This is a genomic window from Methylovulum psychrotolerans (genome assembly GCF_002209385.1).
Classification (GTDB): domain Bacteria; phylum Pseudomonadota; class Gammaproteobacteria; order Methylococcales; family Methylomonadaceae; genus Methylovulum; species Methylovulum psychrotolerans.
The window spans coordinates 480,396-497,932 of the sequence record NZ_CP022129.1 but is presented as its reverse complement, the minus strand read 5'-3'; the positions used below and the strand labels follow the sequence as shown (position 1 = coordinate 497,932).

Sequence of the window (17,537 nt, the reverse complement as noted above, 5' to 3'; positions counted from 1 at the left end):
CAAAGCGAAAAGCTTATCATCTTGGCGGCCATCTTTAGTTTTAGTTGGGCTTGCTTCTTTCATCAGACACACCCGCCACCCGACAGAATCTAACTAAGCAAACTGGCCAATTGCTGCAACGGCGGCAAAACCAGCATCTTTGCCAATTGCAAAAATAGCAGCGCCGCTAACGGCGACAAATCTATGCCGCCTACATCAGGAATAAATTTCCGGCACAGCGCCAATAAAGGATCGGTCAGGCTCGCCAACATCGACGATGCCGAATCGTAAGCGCCGGGGTTTATCCAGCTCAATAACGCCCTGGCAAACACCGCAAAAATAAAAATGTTCAACAGCAAAGCCACCACGTCTGTCATCGACAAAATCGCCAAAGCCCCGATATTGACCGTCACCCCTTTCAAAATCAGGATGACGAAATTAGCCAACATTTGCAGGGCCAAAACCAAAACTAACGAAGACGTATCAATCCTACCGATGGGCGGTATAAAACGGCGTAATACCCGTAACGGCGGATGGGTGATTTTCAGTAACAATTGCGCAATCGGGTTGTAAAATGATGTCCCACACCATTGCAACAAAAACCGCAATAAAACCGCCATAATATACAGTGACGATAAAGAATCGACAACCAAGATAATAGGGTCGGTCAGATAACTGGAATCCATCAGGAATTCTCCATTTGTTCAGACATTTCAATAGAGCGGTCACGCGCCGCCTGTAAGGCGCGCGCCACCAATTGCGTAAAACCACCTTGGGTAAACGTTCGTATCGCTTGTTCGGTCGTCCCGCCCGGCGAAGTTACCCGACGGCGCAATTGCTCCGGCGATTCAGGCGATTCCAAGGCGATTTTCGCCGCCCCCAAAGCCGTTTGCTGGACTAATAAGCGGGCCGTTTCCGCACCCAAACCCAATTCCACAGCCGCCGCCTCCATCGCTTCCATCAACAAAAAGAAATACGCAGGACCACTGCCGGACACCGCCGTTACCGCATCCAGCTCGCTTTCGTCAGCCACCCAGAGGGAAATACCCACCGCCCGCATCAGGCTCTCGGCCAAATCACGCTGCTTGGCACTAACATAGCTATTGGCATGTAAGGCCGTCGCCCCGGTCAGCACTAGCGCGGGGGTATTAGGCATACAGCGGACAATTGGCACTTTTGCGCCCAACCAAGCCGCCAAACCGCGTTGCGAAATGCCCGCCGCAATTGAGACCACCAACACCTGTTGCTGCCGCACCACCTCGGCAATGCCACACGCCACTTCCTTAAGGGCCTGCGGCTTAACCGCCAAAACCACCACATCGGTAGCTGCCACCACATCGGCATTATGGGACGTGGTATTAATGCCCAGATTAGCCGCCAACGTTGCCAAAGCGGCTTCATTCACATCGGAGACCCAAATATCCGCCGCCGCATGGCCGCTGGCAATCAGGCCGCTCACCAAACTGGAGGCCATATTGCCGCCGCCGATAAAACCTATTTTATGTGTTTTCATAATGTCCCTGTCTGATAGTTATATCACGCTATTTTACCCTATATGGAGCTGGAGCAATAAATCACAAGCTTTTTCCCTAGAAAATAGCGGGCTTAACTGAGCGCGACAAGAACTGTCGATATGATTAACCTAAATTCCAACGTGGTAACGTTCAAGTGGCGGCATAAAACTAATCCACCACACCCATTTTCCGCAATTCGGCGCGTAAACCCTCAATACGCTTACGGTTAACGCCAAAGTCGCTGTGACCCACCCGTGACGCGGAACGGATATGGATAAGCTCCCTATCGGCATCAAGCAGCACATTAATGTCATCGACAAACCGGAACACCAAACTGGTGGCCTCGGCATGTAGCGTGGTATGCGTCTCATGGGTAATCACCAGACGCGGCTGTTTTAAAATAGCTTTTTTTAAGGCATCCCACGCCTGTAGCGGATTGCCCTTAATTTCAAACGGTAGGATGTAATGCTGGCGGTCATGGATGTCCGCTTGGCTGGATACACAATTAGGACTGCTACCACACAGTGGCAGCTTACCGTCAATAGCCGAAGCTTGGGTCAGGGTCGGATTCGTCATAGCCATTATCACGCTGAAAAAAATAATTTTGAAGTGCATAAATTATGAGGGCAGAGGTTATATTTCACAACATTATGACAATTTGACACAAACTGGCTTAGTGTCAAATCTATAGCATCCGGCGCTGGGTAAACGACAGGCTAAACATAGCGTAGACTGAAACGTGCTAACGTCATGCCGCCCATCCTCCCATCTTTCATACTATTAATCCCTTCTCAGGGCTTACCGAAAAACACAGCTTAACACAACAAACAATGCCTTTATCAATCAAAATATTATAAAAAACATCAGCGTATATTTATTTTCGGGTAATTAACGGCGCGTACCAACGCTAACGCCGCAATACCGTCCAGTTGGCCTCAAAGATCGGCTTTTAGCTTGCCGTTTCCTTAACGGCGGACTCTATAACAGATAAACCCAAGCCTAGGCACGGGCATGGTTAAGATACCCCACCGCCACCGCAGGCGCACAATCGGCAGGGTTTAAAGCCGTTGCCGAACACTGGCACAGCTCGGAAAAATCCCGATAAGGCCGTCGCCAGTGCCGCGCCAGTTCGCGCACCAAAAACCGCCCTATACCCGCCCCGACCAGCGGGGCAGCGGCGGACACACTGTTCTCGGCCAGCACTTTCCCGCTGGCGGCGGTAATGGCCTGGAGTTGCTGGGCCCGCAAATTAACCGCCACGCTTTGCCAACGCGGCAATTGTTCGGGATAAAAATCACAACCTAGCATCCGTGCCAAACGTCTGGCACTGGCGGCAACGGTTTTGGCCGCCCCATCGGCGGTCTCAGTCTGGTCATGAGCTTCGTCCAATTCGCCCGTTAGCCGATACACATCCGCCATCGTGGCAAAATATTCCGCCATCAGACCGACTTCTTGGCCTTCGTCAAGCACCGCTTGCGCAACCGCCATCACCGCCGTCCTGACAATCCCGGTATACACCAGCTCTTTAGTAACCAATCGCTGATAGTCGGTATAGCCCTGCACTTGCACCTGGCGGTCTTGCAGCACCAACACATCCGTGGTGGTGCTGCCTATGTCAATAAACAAACCATCCCCCACGCTATGCGCAGCGAATCCGGCACTGGCCAGCCAATTGCTTGAGGCAATATCCTGATAATCGGCGGGGCTAATGGCCGACAAAGGCAACAAACCTTGCCGTCCAGCAAACACCAGTATCTCACTGGCAGGCAACAAGCCGGCCATCGTGGCGATGATTTGCCTGACCCCGTCCTCCCTATCGGCAAATAAATCGACCAACTCACCCGTCATGGTCATCGCGTGGCGATAATCGGCGGCAGGCAAAGCCTGCATAATGCCGGTGACCGCCGCCTGCAAGGTCGCCAAACCTTTCCATAACGGGCAAGGCTGCTGGTACAGGGCGGTAACGATGCCGTCCGAATTAAGGACAGCGGCTTTAAGATGCGCCCCGCCGATGTCCCAGCCTAAATAATGTCTCGGTTTCATGAATGTAATGTCAAGGTGATGGCTTGGTCAGTGCTAACGGTAATGGCGGGCGACCCATGCAGCAACTGCAACACTAACTCGGCGACGTTGATACCTAGAGCAGACCGAAGGGCAGCAAAGGAAGAGGTCAGGCGCGGGTTGATTTCCAGCACCCAGATGGTTTCGGGGGTTTCGATCAGATCAATGCCGACATAGCCCCATAGCTCGGGGCAAGCCTTAGCCACTTGCGCCGCCACTTGTTGATACGCGGAAGTCACGGGGCGGTCATTGACGATAATGTCTTGCAACACATACTGGTGGTCACACACCGTAAAACCTTGCAGATTGACCGACAGCAACCAGCTTTCGCCGTGCCGGAACAGGCACGACAGGCTGGTCTTCTCGCCGTGCAAGTGCGGCTGGATAATAAACCGGGGCGAGCGGATGATGTGCTTAGCAAGCGCGGCTTGGGTCGGCAGAATATAAGTGCCGCCACAGCCCGCACCATCAATCGGCTTGATCAGCCATTCCCCCGGCGCAAACATCGCCTGGTCGGCCAATTGCGTGGCAACCGTAGCGATGCCGTGTTGTTGCAAGCGTCGATAGGCCTGGTATTTATCGCCCGTCACCGCCACAGCGGCGGCAGGTGACGTTAACAGCCGCTTACCCTGAGCCTGCACCGCCAAACACAGCCGCAGCAACACCCCATCAGATTCGGGTGCGATAGGCCACACCGCATCGACAGCCGCCAACAATCGGGCAAATTCCGCTTCGGTGTCCTGTTCAGGACTAATGATGGCCAGATGCTGCACCGCACGGGTGTCCACCTCAGCCAACAGACGGCTATCCAACATCACTGTCAGTTCAATAGCCGGGAGGGCGGAAAAATCAGCCAAGAGCGCCTGCAACATCAAACAGCCTTCCCTTGCTAAGGAACTAGGTAACGCCGCTTGGTTACAACCACCGCCCGTAATATACTCAAACACCAGTACCCGCATCATGGCTAGCCTGCCGAAGGCGCACGGTCACCGTCCGGCCATTGCCATAAACGCAATCGCCCCGTCTCTACAAGCATCCGCAAGATCATATCCGTCAGGGTTTACTCAGTAAACACACCAAAATCCATAATGCGTTGGTAACGGGTTTCCAACAGTTCATCCATATTCTGTTGCTTTAATTCCGCCAAGTGCCGTACCAAGGTCTCTTTCAGATTCTTGGCGGTGCTGACAAAATTCCGATGGCCGCCGCCTAAAGGCTCGCGCACCACTTCATCCAAAAAGCCCTGCTCACGGATACGGTCGGAAGTAATGCCCATCGCTTCCGCCGCCAATTGTGATTTTTCGGCACTTTTCCATAAAATCGACGCGCAACCTTCGGGGGAAATCACCGAGTAGGTGCTGTATTCCATCATAATCAGACGGTCACCCACGCCAATCGCCAACGCCCCGCCCGAACCGCCTTCACCAATCACCGTGCAGATAATCGGCGTTTTCAGCTTCGACATCTCAAACAAATTTCTGGCAATCGCCTCACTTTGTCCGCGCTCTTCCGCACCGATGCCAGGATATGCGCCCGGCGTATCAATCAGACAAATAATCGGCAGTTGGAAACGCTCGGCCATTTTCATCACCCGCAAGGCCTTCCGGTAGCCTTCAGGACGTGGCATACCAAAATTGCGGTAAATCTTTTCTTTGGTGTCGCGGCCTTTCTGATGCCCCATCACTACCACCGGTTGCCCGTCCAGACGCGCCAGCCCACAAACAATGGCCGGATCATCCGCATAAGCACGGTCACCATGCAGTTCCTGGAAATCGGTCATCATCAGCTCGATATAATCCAGCGTATAAGGCCGCCCCGGATGCCTGGACAACTGGGAAATCTGCCAATCGGACAGTTCGGCAAAAATAGTTTCGGTTAGCGTCCGGCTTCGGTCTTCCAACTGCTTAATGGCATCGGAAATATTAATGTTGTTATCAAACTCCACATTACGAAGCTCTTTTATTTTCGCTTCTAACTCAGCGATAGGTTGTTCGAAATCGAGAAAATTTAAATCCATGAAGGTGCGCTATGACGAATGAAAGGTAAACGGTAGATTTTATAGAAATTTAGCGATTTATTCTAAATATAAATTGTAGTAATGCATTTAAAGGGCAAACTTGAAATTAGCGCGGCCAAACTGGGCGTAACTGCCCGGCCGCTTACGCGAACGGAAATATCTGCAAATCGTCACTTGTTATAGCCGCTTTTATAGTAAACTGCCCGCCTTGAATCTGATAGCAGTCCCTTAAATCCACCGACTATGTTTACCATCACCAAAGAAGTTTATTTTTGCTACGGGCACCGGTTAATGAACCACGCCGGAAAATGCCGCCACCTGCACGGGCATAGCGTCAAAGCCTCGATTAGCATCCAACAAGAACAGCTTAACGCCGACGGCATGGTCTGTGACTTTGCCGACATCCGCGCCTGCGTGGAAAGCTACGTCGACGAGTATCTAGACCACAATTTTTTACTGCATAAAAATGATCCGATCATCCCGATGCTGACCGCCCAAAACGAGCGCTTCATGGCCTTAGACGAACACCCGACCGCCGAAGTCTTAAGCAAAATGCTCTACCGCCATATCAAACAAGCGGGCTTTAACGTCGCGCAAGTGACGCTATGGGAAACTGCCAGCGCTTACGCCAGCTACCGCGAAGACTGACCGCCGCCATGGCCCTCATCACTCCCATCAACACCTCGCTTTGTCTGGAACAGCTGTGCGCCTCCAACTTCCAGAAATTGCTGCAACTCATCCCCGACCTAGCCGCCATTAAAAACGCTGCCGTCGGGGTAGCCCCACGCCATGCCAACCTGCACCTCACCGTCATTGACCACAGCCCCTACACCCTAACCGTCGAACTCAACCATTGCTTTAGCCAACACCTAGACGGACTGCTCGCCCCTGCCCTGCGCATCCGTATTTACATGGACGCACAACTCGCCGAAGTGCTCAGCGACAACGACCGGGCCAGCGTCGCCCGCACCTTCCCCGATGCCCGCCAAAGCCGCGAAATCATGCACTACAAATGGCGGCTCAATTATTTCTTACAAAAATGGCTAGACCATTGTTTGGGCAAAAACTACCGGTTCACCAGCTAAGTTGCCATTAGGCTTCGCTCAGGGAACGGGATAGCTCCCGTTGGCTACTATTGGTTGAGTGAAGCCCGTTGGCTGAACGAAGCCGAAGCCAACGGGCAACTCAGCATAGCCACCACTAAATCCGCCATATTCTTCGACGCGCCGCCCTGCCCTAAAGCCTGCTTAACCTGCACCAATTCTGCCCGCATCGTTTGCGCATAAGCATCGTCAGTCAAAATCCGCAGCATCTCCGCCGCCAAGTTATCCGCCGTGGCCTCATGTTGAATCAACTCCTTAACCACCAACTTGCCAGCGACAATATTCGGTAAACCAATAAATGGAGTTTTGACCAACAACCGACCCAGCCAATAGGTCAGCGGCGACAACTTATAAGTAATCACCATCGGCACGGTAAACAAAGCGATTTCCAAGGTCGCCGTCCCCGAAGTCGTCATCACCGCATCACAGCATTGCATGACTTCATAAGGCTGGTTTTTCACCACTTTAATAGGTAACGCCTCCGGCAAATACGCCGCCAGTAAGGCATCAGGGATAGAACTGGCTTGTGGCAAGACAAACTGGACGGCGGGTAAGCGTTGCTGCACTTGCACAGCCGCCGCCAGCATCACGGGCAACAGGCGTTTGATCTCATTGGCACGGCTACCCGGAAACAAACCCACGACAGGCCGTTGCCCATCCAAGCCGAACAGCCGCAAAGCCTCCGCCTTAGCGTATTGCGGATGCACTTTATCGACCGACGGATGCCCGACATAACGCACCGGCACATTCTCCGCCTCGTAATACGCCGTTTCAAACGGAAAAATCACCGCCATCATGTCGATGGCTTTGCCATACTGTTTCACCCGCCCCGCCCGCCAAGCCCACACTTGCGGACTGACGTAAAACAGCACTTTAACGCCCTGCTGTTTGGCAAATTTCGCCAATTTATAGTTAAACTCTTTATAATCGACGCACACCAACAAATCGGGCCGTTCCTCGGCGACCAACCGCTGCATAAACGCCAATACCCGCCGGATTTCCGCGTAATGCTTAAGCACTTCCACCACGCCAATAACCGCGATAGCCGACGAATCATAACGGACATCTACCCCCGCCGCCGCCATTTTGGAACTGCCCATGCCTAGTGCCTGAATGTCCGGCACTTGCTTTTTCAGCTCCAAAAACAAATTGGCGGCATGTTGGTCGCCGGAGGCTTCGCCCGCACTGAACATCACGGTTAAGGGCTTGGTCATGGTTACAAAGCCGCCTTAATGGTATCGGTAATGGTTTTGATGTCCCCATCCGACAGATACGGACAAATCGGCAACGAAAAGCACTGGGCGGCGACGGTTTCGGTAACAGGTAAAGATAAACCTTCACACTCTTCCTTAAAAGCCACTTGCTGATGCAGCGGCACGGGATAATACACCGCGCAAGCAATTTGTTGCGCCTGTAAAGCCTGCATAATCTCGTCACGACGCTCAGACAATAAGGTATATTGATGGTACACATGCTCCCCCAACCCGTCTTCCAGCGGCGTGGTCAGCGGCAAGCCCGCCAACAGCTCGGAATAGCGATGCGCGACGCGGCGGCGGCCTTGATTGTATTGGTCAATACGCTTAAGCTTGGCGCGTAAAATCACCGCCTGCATTTCGTCAAGGCGGCTGTTATAACCGATCACCTCATGATAATAACGGACATTCGAGCCGTGGTTACGCAATTGCTTAAGCTTAGCCGCCGTGGTGTCGGAATTGGTGACTACCAAACCGCCGTCACCAAAGCCGCCTAAATTCTTACTGGGGAAAAAACTAAACCCCGCCGCATCACCGATAGACCCGGTTTGTTTGCCGCCGACACTCGCGCCAAATGACTGGCAACAATCTTCGATCAATTTCAAATTATGCTCTTGGCAGATTTGCTCAATCTGCTCCATATCCGCAGGTTGGCCGAACAAATGCACCGGCATCACCGCCTTCGTCCGGGAGGTAATGGCGTTAATGATCGCCTCAGGCGAAATATTAAACGTGCGTGGGTCAATATCGACAAACACCGGCACCGCACCGACATATTTAATCGCTTCCGCCGTGGCAATAAACGTAAACGCCGTCGTAATGACTTCGTCGCCCTTGCCTATCCCCTCCGCCAGCAACGCCAAATGCAACGCATCCGTACCCGAAGCCACGCCTATCGCATGTTTTACGCCCAGATAAGCCGCCGTTTCTTGCTCAAACGCTTGCACGTTCGGGCCTAAAATAAACGAACAATTCTCTATCGTCTGCGCCAAGCCCTGTTCAACTTCATCTTTAATTTCCGCGTATTGGGCTTTCAGGTTTACCATGGGTATCATATTATTTCCTTGTTTCCACAGGGTATTGTGGATGTTGTTATGCAATTGGTATGGCCCGATCATCAAGCCCTTCAAATAACAGATGTCGTTATGAAAAGCGCAAGCCGGGCAGGAAAGGCCTCCCCTAATAGGAAAAGGCCGTCACCTTGAAATCTATTGTTTGTTCGTTTAAACGCTTAATCTAAGCGCTGTTAAGTAGCGGACAATCGCCTCACTTATCCCCTAACAGCGCCGTAATCCTAATCGCCGTTGCCAAAGCCCTGCGTCCTGCTTCGCCAGATACCAAAGGCGTACTGCCCGTCTGGATACAGTTGACGAAATGCGCAATTTCCGCCAGCAACGCATCACCGCTCTCAAAGACCGACTCTTCGGTTTCTATCTCAGGAATGCCCGGAAACATTTCTTTTGTCCCCGTACGGTGCTTAGTCAGGGTGCGGTTTTGGAAATCGACGGCAATGTAAGAGCTCGGACGGAACAGGCGCATTTTGCGTTCCAGCTTCATACTGATACGGCTGGCCGTAACATTGGCGACACAGCCGTTCTTAAACAACAGCCGCGCATTGGCAATGTCCGTGCCTTGGGTCAATACCGCCGTACCGCTGGCATCAATGCGCTCAACCTCCGAATCGACCAACGCTAAAATAATATCAATGTCATGGATCATCAAATCCAGCACCACACTGACATCATTCGCGCGGGGATTGAACGGCGCCAAACGGTGCGATTCGATAAATAACGGTTTCTCGTCTTTATCCAAGCCCAAGACCGCCGGATTAAAACGCTCTAAATGCCCGACCTGCAACACCACTTTATTGGCTTCGGCAAGGGCGATCAACTCGTCGGCTTCGGCAACCGTCACCGTAATCGGCTTTTCCACCAACACATGCACCCCAGCCGCCAAAAAGTCTTTCGTGACCCGGTGGTGCAAAGTTGTCGGCACCACAATACTGACCGCATCAATAGAGCCGTCTAATAAAGAATGGTAATCCGTCAGAGCCTGCGCCCCATGTTTATCGGCAACCGAACTTGCCGCCACCGGATTGACATCGACCACCGCCACCAACTCACAATCGGGTAAGGCGGCATATTTTTCGGCATGGAATTTACCCAGATAACCTGTGCCGATAACGGCGCATCGCAATTTTTTCATCATAAAGCCAGAAAGTCTGTACCATCACTCTGCTTGGCAAAGCAGTGAATCGGCACAATAAGTAAGAAGGATATAGGGTGTATTGTAAGCTATCGGAAAATATTCAGAAACCTTTCGATGATTGGGCAAAGCATAACAACCGCCCCAACCGACCGCCGCCAAGCAAAAAATCATGGTAAAGGTTTGCTAACGCTGGACTGTAGTTTTTTGTCATGACAATACTGTCTATTTTTTTATATCCTTCATCATGGGGCAAATAGCCTTGGCATATTGCGCCGAATCGTTCTGCTTTCGCGTGATGCTGGCACTACTTTTATTCCACCCTATTCAAAGAGCTTAACCGCAAAATATGCCACCTACAGCCCAACCTCATCAAAGCGGAAAAAAAGACCTTCCGGCAAAGACTCTTGAAAGGCTCCTTTTGGTCGAAAATTTGCAAGAACAACCCTATAAAACCGTACGCCCCTTACTTTTACAAGCCTTTGCCGATAAACATTATGTGGTCAGATCAGCGGCAGCGGAAGTGTTTGGCGACATTGGCGACGAACACGATATTGACAAACTTTTGCCGTTATTAACAGACCCGCACTACCAAGTTAGATATATAACCGCCGAAACCTTAGGGCAATTTAATAGCCCAAGCGCGATCCTCCCCTTAATCGCCGCGCTGGATGATGAAAACGATCTGGTCAGAATAAACGCCGCCGAAAGCCTAGGGCGATTAAAAGCCCTAAACGCCATAGCCCCATTAACGGCAAAACTTACCGATAGCGACGAATTGGTTAGGGGATATGCCGCAGAAGCCTTAGGGGTAATAGGCGATAAAACCAGTATCCTGCCGCTCAAACAAGCCTTGGCCTGCGAAAAAAGACATGCAGCCAGAGTCAGGTTATTAACCGCACTATACAGGCTTGGCGAAACAGCCCACTTAGCTACCATCATAAAACAGCTTAACAGCAAAAACTATCGGGTAAGATGCGCCACCACCAACATCCTGACCGAACTGGCTTTTGACTATAATCTGAATGGCATTTCGGAAATACTGGCAAAACGGCTGGCAAAAGAACCCACCATCGCCGTAAAATCAACCCTGACCCGATGTCTGGAAGAATTGGCTCATGCAAAAGGCAACGCAAAACCTGCAACACACGAGGCAGAAAAATTATGACAGATTTATCAAAAACTAATCAGCGCGAACCCGGCCCCGCCGAAACAATCGCCCGTTTTGAACACCGCAAAAGCGTTTCGCCCAAATCTATCGAGCTTTTTGAATACGCTGACGCGCTTCGCCAAGTTGGGCGAAAAAATGAGGCGTTGCAACACTATGCACACTTGGCGACCTTACCCATTCCAGAAAATAAAAGGTGGTTGGTGACGCTTTTCAAAGGCCAAACACTGTTTGAGATGGGCAGGTTCCCTGAGGCGGAACACGCGTTCCGGGATGCCTGTTCCCATGACCCATCCACCGTGCCGCGCGTTTATCTCGCTGCCGCCCTAGCGGAACAAGAACAATTTGCAGCGGCCATCGGCGTATTAGCAGACGCTTTGCACTGCGAAGGCGATACCGATGAAGTCCTGTTAAATTTAGCCCTGAACCAACGGACATTGGGGCAATTAGCCGCCGCACAGAAAAGCCTTGAACAAGCGCTTGCCATAACACCCGATTATACCCACGCACAAACCGTTTTAGAGGACGTTAACGCGGCACTGTCCTTGAATGATGACGTTAACGAATTACAAATGCCAACGTAAAGGGCAAACTATGCGCGTCCTTTTACCTTACCCGTAGAGATTAAAATTTATGCACGACTGGATTCTGTGGGCAATTTTAGTTGCATGGACAAAAAGTGGAGAAGGTAGGGTCACAATGACCTTTACTACCAACAAATCCAATCAGGTAGAATTGACGGCTACAGGGCTGGTCAATTTGGCTGTCCCTAAATATGAGGAATGGGGGCCGAGCAACTCGGTGAACAGGGTCTTTGGGCCAGTTCAACGGGATAATGGCAATTACCGTGTAGAGATAGAACTTCAGTCTGGGGATACGCTTACCCTTGAAGCGAAATCTATCCAAATGCCGGAACCATAGCACTAAGCTTCCCTAACTCATTTCCAGAGCAACCGCTAAAAATGACGGATAGATTTATGGGCACTCTATGTATTAACGGCAAAGAGACCTTGAAACCCTATAGCCTCAACGATACACCGACCCCGAAACCCACAAAGCGCCAAAATAATAAACCCGATACCCCCCGCAACTAAACACCGCCTGCTCCAGTAATGCCGCAGGCCATGCCACGGTTGTTGTCGGTTGCAGGATGTACCAGGCCAAGCCGTTGCTCAGCGCGTAGGTTTGCACCGCTTCGGTATCGGCCAAACGGCTGAACGCTTCCACTTCCTTAACCCGCTCTTGCAGGGCGGCTTCTTGCCAGCCGAACATGCTCTTACTGACAAAACTTTGCCGCTCGGCTAAGGCGGTGACTGCATAGCGGGGGTCAAAGTCTGACGCTTGGATCAGCTCGTCGGGGCGGCTATTATCCCGGACAAACCGCGCGGCCTTGACCAGACACGCAGGCACGGCATTAAAATCCTCATACTTTGCATAACCGCGCAAGGCCGGAAAGGTCTGGAAATTCGCGGCCAATAACCAAGGCGCGGCCAGACTGGCACAAACTGCCCCAGCCAAGCCGATACGCGTTAACTTGCGGGGCGGCAGGCCAGCACCCCACAGCCAATAATAGCCCCCGCCCGCCGTCCACGCGACCACAACAAAATACGCCCACCCCAGCGGACGGTTCAATAATTCGTAAGGGCTGACGCTATTATGCGCATCCGCCGCCAAGCCAATGGACATTAACAGATAATTGCCGATAATAAGCACCGGAAACACCGCAATAGCCAGCGGCCGCCGCCGCCACAGCACCACCCAAACCCCGACAAAAGCCGCGCCCCACAAACCAAAGGTAGACAGCGACAATAAGGCGGTGGCATACAGGGCGTTAATCGGCTTGCTATGGTGTTCCTCGACTAACACGCTATGGAAAAAGTTTTTTAACGCGCCAGGGTCAAACGCGTCCAGCAGCAACAGCAAATACCCCGTCGCGCCACTGCCATCCAAGCGCAACACGGGTACAGAGGTCAACTGTTGCGACCAAGCGATAACGCCGACAAAGCCGCCGATAAACCCCAAACCGATCAGCAGCCGCAAAAGCCCACCGAGGCGGGTAAAAAACACACAGGGATATAGCCCAATCAGCAAGGCATTGGCAACGAAAAAATGTGCTTTATAAAACAGGCAGACCACGGTCAATACACAGCCCGCGACTATCGGCCAGTACAAGCCGCGCCGACAGCCGTCGAAAATACACAGCCAAGCCAAGGCCATGCAGGCGATGCCGTATAACATACCCAGATTGACCTGGGTAAGAAAATGGTAGCTCAGGTATCTATTGGCAAAGCCTTGTTGGTAGGCATCCGGCAGCAAGACAATCGCCACCGTCGCCGCCAGCGCGGGCCAAGCCCCCCAAAAATACGCCACCAGGACAAACGCCGCCAAGCCGCTGAGGAAAATCCCTAAAGGTAGCTGAAACCCCGCATACACCTCGACCGCGCCCGCCCCCGACAGCAAAGCCAGCGCCGCCGCAGAAAGATAACTGCCATAATGGTAAAACGGCGCGGGCAACCCGGCCATTCTGACATCAGAAAAGCTCGCCAAGCCATGATACTGGATGAAGGCGCTAATTTCTCTGGCATGAAAAAACATATCCTGCCAAGTGCGGAACACCGCCGCCTGCCCGTCTTCCAGCACCGGAAAACGGAAATCGGCACACCATAACCCCGCCGCCGCACCACTGACCGCAATCGCCAACAAACTGGGCAGATTATCCTGATACCCATCCAGAAAAGGCCGATACTGGACGCGGTAAGCCACCCATAACAGGGCGACAACCGTCAGCAACATCAGGTTAGCCATCATCCCCAAGGGCGACACGACCGCCAAGACCAACAACAAGGTATTAAAGACAAAATAGCCGCCGAGCAACTGCAACGCCACCCCGCCCTTACTGACCAGATACGAGCTGGTCGGCAAAACGGCGGTTCCGTAAGCCAAGCACAAGCAGGCATACCAACCTAAAGCACCGAGCGTCGCCCAACCCACCCCGCCGCTGGCCTGCGCCTGCCAAACCCCAGCGGACAACACGAACAGCACTGCCGCCACCAACGGTGGCCGGCGCAAACCCTTGACGAGGCCTTGGGCACTTAAAGCCTGCATAGCCATCCCCCTACCCCGCCAAAGCGTCAATAATCCGCCCGATCACCGCAGCCTGATGAGCCTCAAGCCCCAACCACAGCGGCAAGCGCAGCAAACGTCCGGCAATGTTATCGGTTATGGGTAAGGCATGGTCGGCACGGCCATAACACAGGCCAGCGGGTGCGGTATGCAGGGGGATATAATGGAACACCGCATAAATGTCATGCTGTTTCAGGGCTTCTATTAACGCGCTCCGCCGTTCGACATCAGGCAGCAAGATATAATACAAATGGGCGTTATACCCGCACGCTTCAGGAATGCGCGGACGCTCTATCAGCCCCGCCTCGGCCAGCCCTGCCAAGCCTTGGTGGTAAGTGTCCCACAGGGCTGTGCGGCGGCGGGTAATGGCATCGGCCTCGCCAATCTGCGCCCATAAAAACGCGGCGATAATCTCCCCCGGCAAATACGACGAGCCAATATCCACCCAAGTATACTTATCCACTTGCCCCCGGAAAAATTGGCTACGGTTGGTGCCTTTTTCGCGGATAATTTCCGCCCGCGCCACCAAGTCGGGATGGTTGACCAACAACGCCCCGCCCTCTCCAGAAATGATGTTTTTGGTCTCATGAAACGAATACGCCCCCAGATCGCCGATACTACCCAACGCCCGCCCCTTATAAGTGGACATGACCGCCTGTGCGGCATCCTCAACCACCCAAAGCCGATGGCGGCGGGCTATCGCCATAATCGTGTCCATTTCGCAAGCCACCCCGGCATAATGCACCGGGACAATGGCCTTAGTACGCGGCGTAATCGCGGCGGCAATTTTCGTCTCGTCAATGTTCAACGTATCGGCGCGAATATCGACAAACACCGGCACCCCACCCCGCAACACAAAGGCATTGGCGGTGGAAACAAAGGTATAAGCGGGCATAATCACCTCGTCACCCGGTTCGATACCGATCAGCATAGCGGCCATTTCCAAAGCGGCGGTACACGAGTGGGTCAGCAACGCTTTATGCGCCCCCGTGCGGGCTTCCAACCACGCATGGCACTGCTTAGTAAAACTGCCCTCACCCGCAAGATGGCCATTAGCATGGGCTTCGGCAATATAATGCAACTCCTTGCCCGTCATATAAGGTTTATTAAAAGGGATACGCATAGCTTACTTGGTCTGTTTATAATCAGGATGGGGCGATAGGGCTTATGTTACTCGATGTTCAAGTTTTGGCGCTGGTTCCCAAGCTCCGGCTTGGGAACCAGCCTACGCGAAGCTCTAGCTTCGAGAATTCCAAAAAAGGTCAACAGCTACGCCAAAACCGCTTGCAGAGCCTACCCGAACAGCACCAGGAAACGTTAACGTCCAGAATTCCCGAAGCGAGAGCTTCGGAAAGCTGGGTTCCCAAGCCGGAGCTTGGGAACCAGCGTCTGTAATATTATTCAGCGTAGGTTTTATGCACAATTTGATCAGCGAGATAAACACAGAACTAACTTAACTCCACTTCACTAGCAATACGGGCGGCATTCGCCATAGCCAGCAGGCCAATTGTCGTGCCCGGAAGCGAAGGAAAAATACTGCTATCGACAATATGGATACGTTGCCAACCCTTAGGACGGCCATCGCTATCGGTATCAGTCTCTAAGACAGGGGTAGCGCACATAGGCAAGCTGCCGCCGACATGGAACGAGGCCGAGGCTTGCGAGAACGGCAATAGCGCGTAACAGCCCCAATGCCGCCCCAACGCAAATAACGCTTGGGCGGTTTTTTTCAGCGCGTGGCGAGATTCGGTCAAGTGCTGCGGCGTGGCGACCAATGTCGCAGGGCCGTTAACAGCCTGTTCAAGCTGAAGGCTGTAGCCATTGCAATGATCCGAATGCAAATTGCAATGGGCGACCAGCAAATGCGCCGACAACCGCCGCTTAAGGGACTGCCAAGCCCCTTGGGTTTCCTTGGCAAGCCCCAGCTTTGCCAACACCATCTCATTCGGCGTGGACAGTTGGGTATGCACCCAATGCTCCGACAGGCCCTGGACCTTAAATTCCAAAAACACTCCCGGCAGGGTATTTTCGTGCGGCCACGCACTGGGCATTTTCTGGACGCTGAACAGCGGCATGACAAAGCCTCCTGTAGACTTTAAGCGCACCGCTTGCCCATACAGCCGTTTAGACTGCAAGACAAGGCGGGTGCTGCCCACCGCCCCGGCAGCGACAAACACCCGGTCGAATGTCAACACTTCCGGCTCCCCGCCCGCCCGCACCAGCGATACCCTGACCTGACCTGCCGCTTCGGCCAGTTCCTGCACCAACACCCCGCCAACATATTCAATGTGCTGCGCCGCCCGCAAGCGGTCGATGTCTTGGCTGGCTTTATAAATAGCACCATAAACGCAGCCGCTCATGCAGCACCCGCAGTATTGGCAAGCATTGGCTGCTGGCGTATCGGCAAGCTGGAGCAGCAGACGGGCTTGGCCGAACACCACCCGGTCTTTAGCCGCCAAGCCGCTAGCGGCCATTTTTGCCAACAACAGACGGTTGCCCGCCGACAGGCGCACCGCATCGCTGCCCGTTTTGTGCAAAGGAAAGTTCAGGCTTAAGCTGTCGGCACAGGCCGAATAAGGCAAACGCGCCAGAATTTGCGCGTAATAGCCGTGCAATTGCCTAGCGGCCAGCGGCCAATCGGCCATATCACAGGCATCGGCGGGCAAGGCCGAACCGCCCCAGCCGACACTTAGGCCACCATAAGCATAACTGAGCGGCGGCATATCGGCTTCCCTAAGCAGCGGAGCCAACGGCTGCGGACGGCCATAAAAATAATCCGAACCGAACGCCAGCTTAGTCGGCACGGCCTGTTTATTAGCCAAAGTCGGGTTATGGCACAGCGCGTCGCGCCCAGCCGCCGCCCATTGCTGGGGCGGCAAGGCGGACAACGTATCTACAAGCTGTTGCCTGCCTGTATCTAAACATTCGCCATAATCCAACACTATCGGCTTTAAGCCCCGCGTAACCAAGGCATTCAACGTCGCCACCGCCGCCAACCCCGAACCGATAACGGCTACCCTCATAGCTAAGCCCCTACTGCCACTAAGTAACAGATATAAATTAACGCAGGCAAAAGCTTATCTCCCTGGGAGCGCGGGCATCTTGCCCGCAAAA

16 protein-coding genes are annotated in these 17,537 nt (G+C 53.1%); 4 read left to right on the top strand and 12 right to left on the bottom strand.

Annotated elements, in window-relative coordinates; all coding sequences use genetic code 11:
• Positions 1-89: 89 nt before the first annotated feature.
• The 6 genes from CEK71_RS02050 to accA all read right to left on the bottom strand — a co-directional run bounded on the left by CEK71_RS02050 (position 90) and on the right by accA (position 5,571).
• On the bottom strand, positions 90-665 hold the full coding sequence (locus CEK71_RS02050) for a YggT family protein (RefSeq protein WP_088617828.1): 576 nt from the start codon (positions 663-665) through the stop codon (positions 90-92).
• Positions 665-1,492: a pyrroline-5-carboxylate reductase gene (proC, locus tag CEK71_RS02045; protein ID WP_088617827.1), complete on the bottom strand. Its 828-nt coding sequence runs from the start codon at positions 1,490-1,492 to the stop codon at positions 665-667. Before proC ends, CEK71_RS02050 begins: the two co-directional genes overlap by 1 nt.
• A gap of 169 nt (positions 1,493-1,661) precedes the next feature.
• Complete coding sequence (locus tag CEK71_RS02040; protein ID WP_232463741.1) at positions 1,662-2,069, bottom strand: DUF1499 domain-containing protein; 408 nt, start codon at positions 2,067-2,069, stop codon at positions 1,662-1,664.
• Between the two features lie 423 nt (positions 2,070-2,492).
• Positions 2,493-3,536 carry a hydantoinase/oxoprolinase family protein gene (locus CEK71_RS02035; RefSeq protein ID WP_088617825.1) on the bottom strand — a complete coding sequence of 348 codons (1,044 nt, stop codon included), beginning with the start codon at positions 3,534-3,536 and terminating at the stop codon, positions 2,493-2,495.
• Complete coding sequence (locus CEK71_RS02030; protein ID WP_232463740.1) at positions 3,533-4,516, bottom strand: ATP-grasp domain-containing protein; 984 nt, start codon at positions 4,514-4,516, stop codon at positions 3,533-3,535. The genes CEK71_RS02035 and CEK71_RS02030 overlap by 4 nt, the downstream gene beginning before the upstream one ends.
• Positions 4,517-4,614: 98 nt before the next feature.
• A complete protein-coding gene (gene accA, locus CEK71_RS02025; protein ID WP_088617823.1) occupies positions 4,615-5,571 on the bottom strand; it encodes an acetyl-CoA carboxylase carboxyl transferase subunit alpha in 957 nt (318 codons plus the stop codon).
• A gap of 243 nt (positions 5,572-5,814) precedes the next feature.
• Here accA and CEK71_RS02020 point away from each other — a divergent pair, with 243 nt between their 5' ends.
• The gene (locus tag CEK71_RS02020) at positions 5,815-6,219 is read left to right on the top strand and encodes a 6-pyruvoyl trahydropterin synthase family protein (protein WP_088617822.1); all 405 of its coding nucleotides are present in this window, start codon (positions 5,815-5,817) and stop codon (positions 6,217-6,219) included.
• Positions 6,220-6,227: 8 nt separating this feature from the next.
• Complete coding sequence (locus tag CEK71_RS02015) at positions 6,228-6,656, top strand: DUF1249 domain-containing protein (protein WP_088617821.1); 429 nt, start codon at positions 6,228-6,230, stop codon at positions 6,654-6,656.
• Between the two features lie 47 nt (positions 6,657-6,703).
• Here the strand turns inward: CEK71_RS02015 and lpxB are convergent, their stop codons facing one another.
• The 3 genes from lpxB to CEK71_RS02000 form a co-directional block, all read right to left on the bottom strand.
• A complete protein-coding gene (gene lpxB, locus CEK71_RS02010; protein ID WP_088617820.1) occupies positions 6,704-7,888 on the bottom strand; it encodes a lipid-A-disaccharide synthase in 1,185 nt (394 codons plus the stop codon).
• A gap of 2 nt (positions 7,889-7,890) precedes the next feature.
• Positions 7,891-8,982, bottom strand: a complete 1,092-nt coding sequence (locus CEK71_RS02005) for a DegT/DnrJ/EryC1/StrS family aminotransferase (protein WP_088621466.1) — start codon at positions 8,980-8,982, stop codon at positions 7,891-7,893.
• 211 nt (positions 8,983-9,193) lie between these two features.
• Positions 9,194-10,132 (bottom strand): Gfo/Idh/MocA family protein, encoded by a 939-nt coding sequence (locus CEK71_RS02000; RefSeq protein WP_088617819.1) that lies wholly within the window; start codon positions 10,130-10,132, stop codon positions 9,194-9,196.
• A gap of 421 nt (positions 10,133-10,553) precedes the next feature.
• Between CEK71_RS02000 and CEK71_RS01995 the strand changes: the two genes are divergently transcribed.
• Both CEK71_RS01995 and CEK71_RS01990 read left to right on the top strand, forming a co-directional pair.
• Complete coding sequence (locus tag CEK71_RS01995; protein ID WP_198328430.1) at positions 10,554-11,300, top strand: HEAT repeat domain-containing protein; 747 nt, start codon at positions 10,554-10,556, stop codon at positions 11,298-11,300.
• Positions 11,297-11,884, top strand: coding sequence for a tetratricopeptide repeat protein (locus CEK71_RS01990; protein WP_157678925.1), 588 nt, complete (start codon positions 11,297-11,299; stop codon positions 11,882-11,884). Before CEK71_RS01995 ends, CEK71_RS01990 begins: the two co-directional genes overlap by 4 nt.
• 442 nt (positions 11,885-12,326) lie before the next feature.
• Here the strand turns inward: CEK71_RS01990 and CEK71_RS01980 are convergent, their stop codons facing one another.
• The 3 genes from CEK71_RS01980 to CEK71_RS01965 form a co-directional block, all read right to left on the bottom strand.
• Positions 12,327-14,405 (bottom strand): hypothetical protein, encoded by a 2,079-nt coding sequence (locus CEK71_RS01980; protein WP_157678923.1) that lies wholly within the window; start codon positions 14,403-14,405, stop codon positions 12,327-12,329.
• A 10-nt stretch (positions 14,406-14,415) separates the two neighbouring features.
• Positions 14,416-15,546 carry a dTDP-4-amino-4,6-dideoxygalactose transaminase gene (gene rffA, locus CEK71_RS01975; RefSeq protein WP_088617814.1) on the bottom strand — a complete coding sequence of 377 codons (1,131 nt, stop codon included), beginning with the start codon at positions 15,544-15,546 and terminating at the stop codon, positions 14,416-14,418.
• Positions 15,547-15,871: 325 nt separating this feature from the next.
• Entirely contained in the window at positions 15,872-17,446 is a 1,575-nt protein-coding gene (locus CEK71_RS01965) for a GMC oxidoreductase (protein WP_088617812.1), read from the bottom strand.
• Between the last annotated feature and the right edge of the window lie 91 nt (positions 17,447-17,537).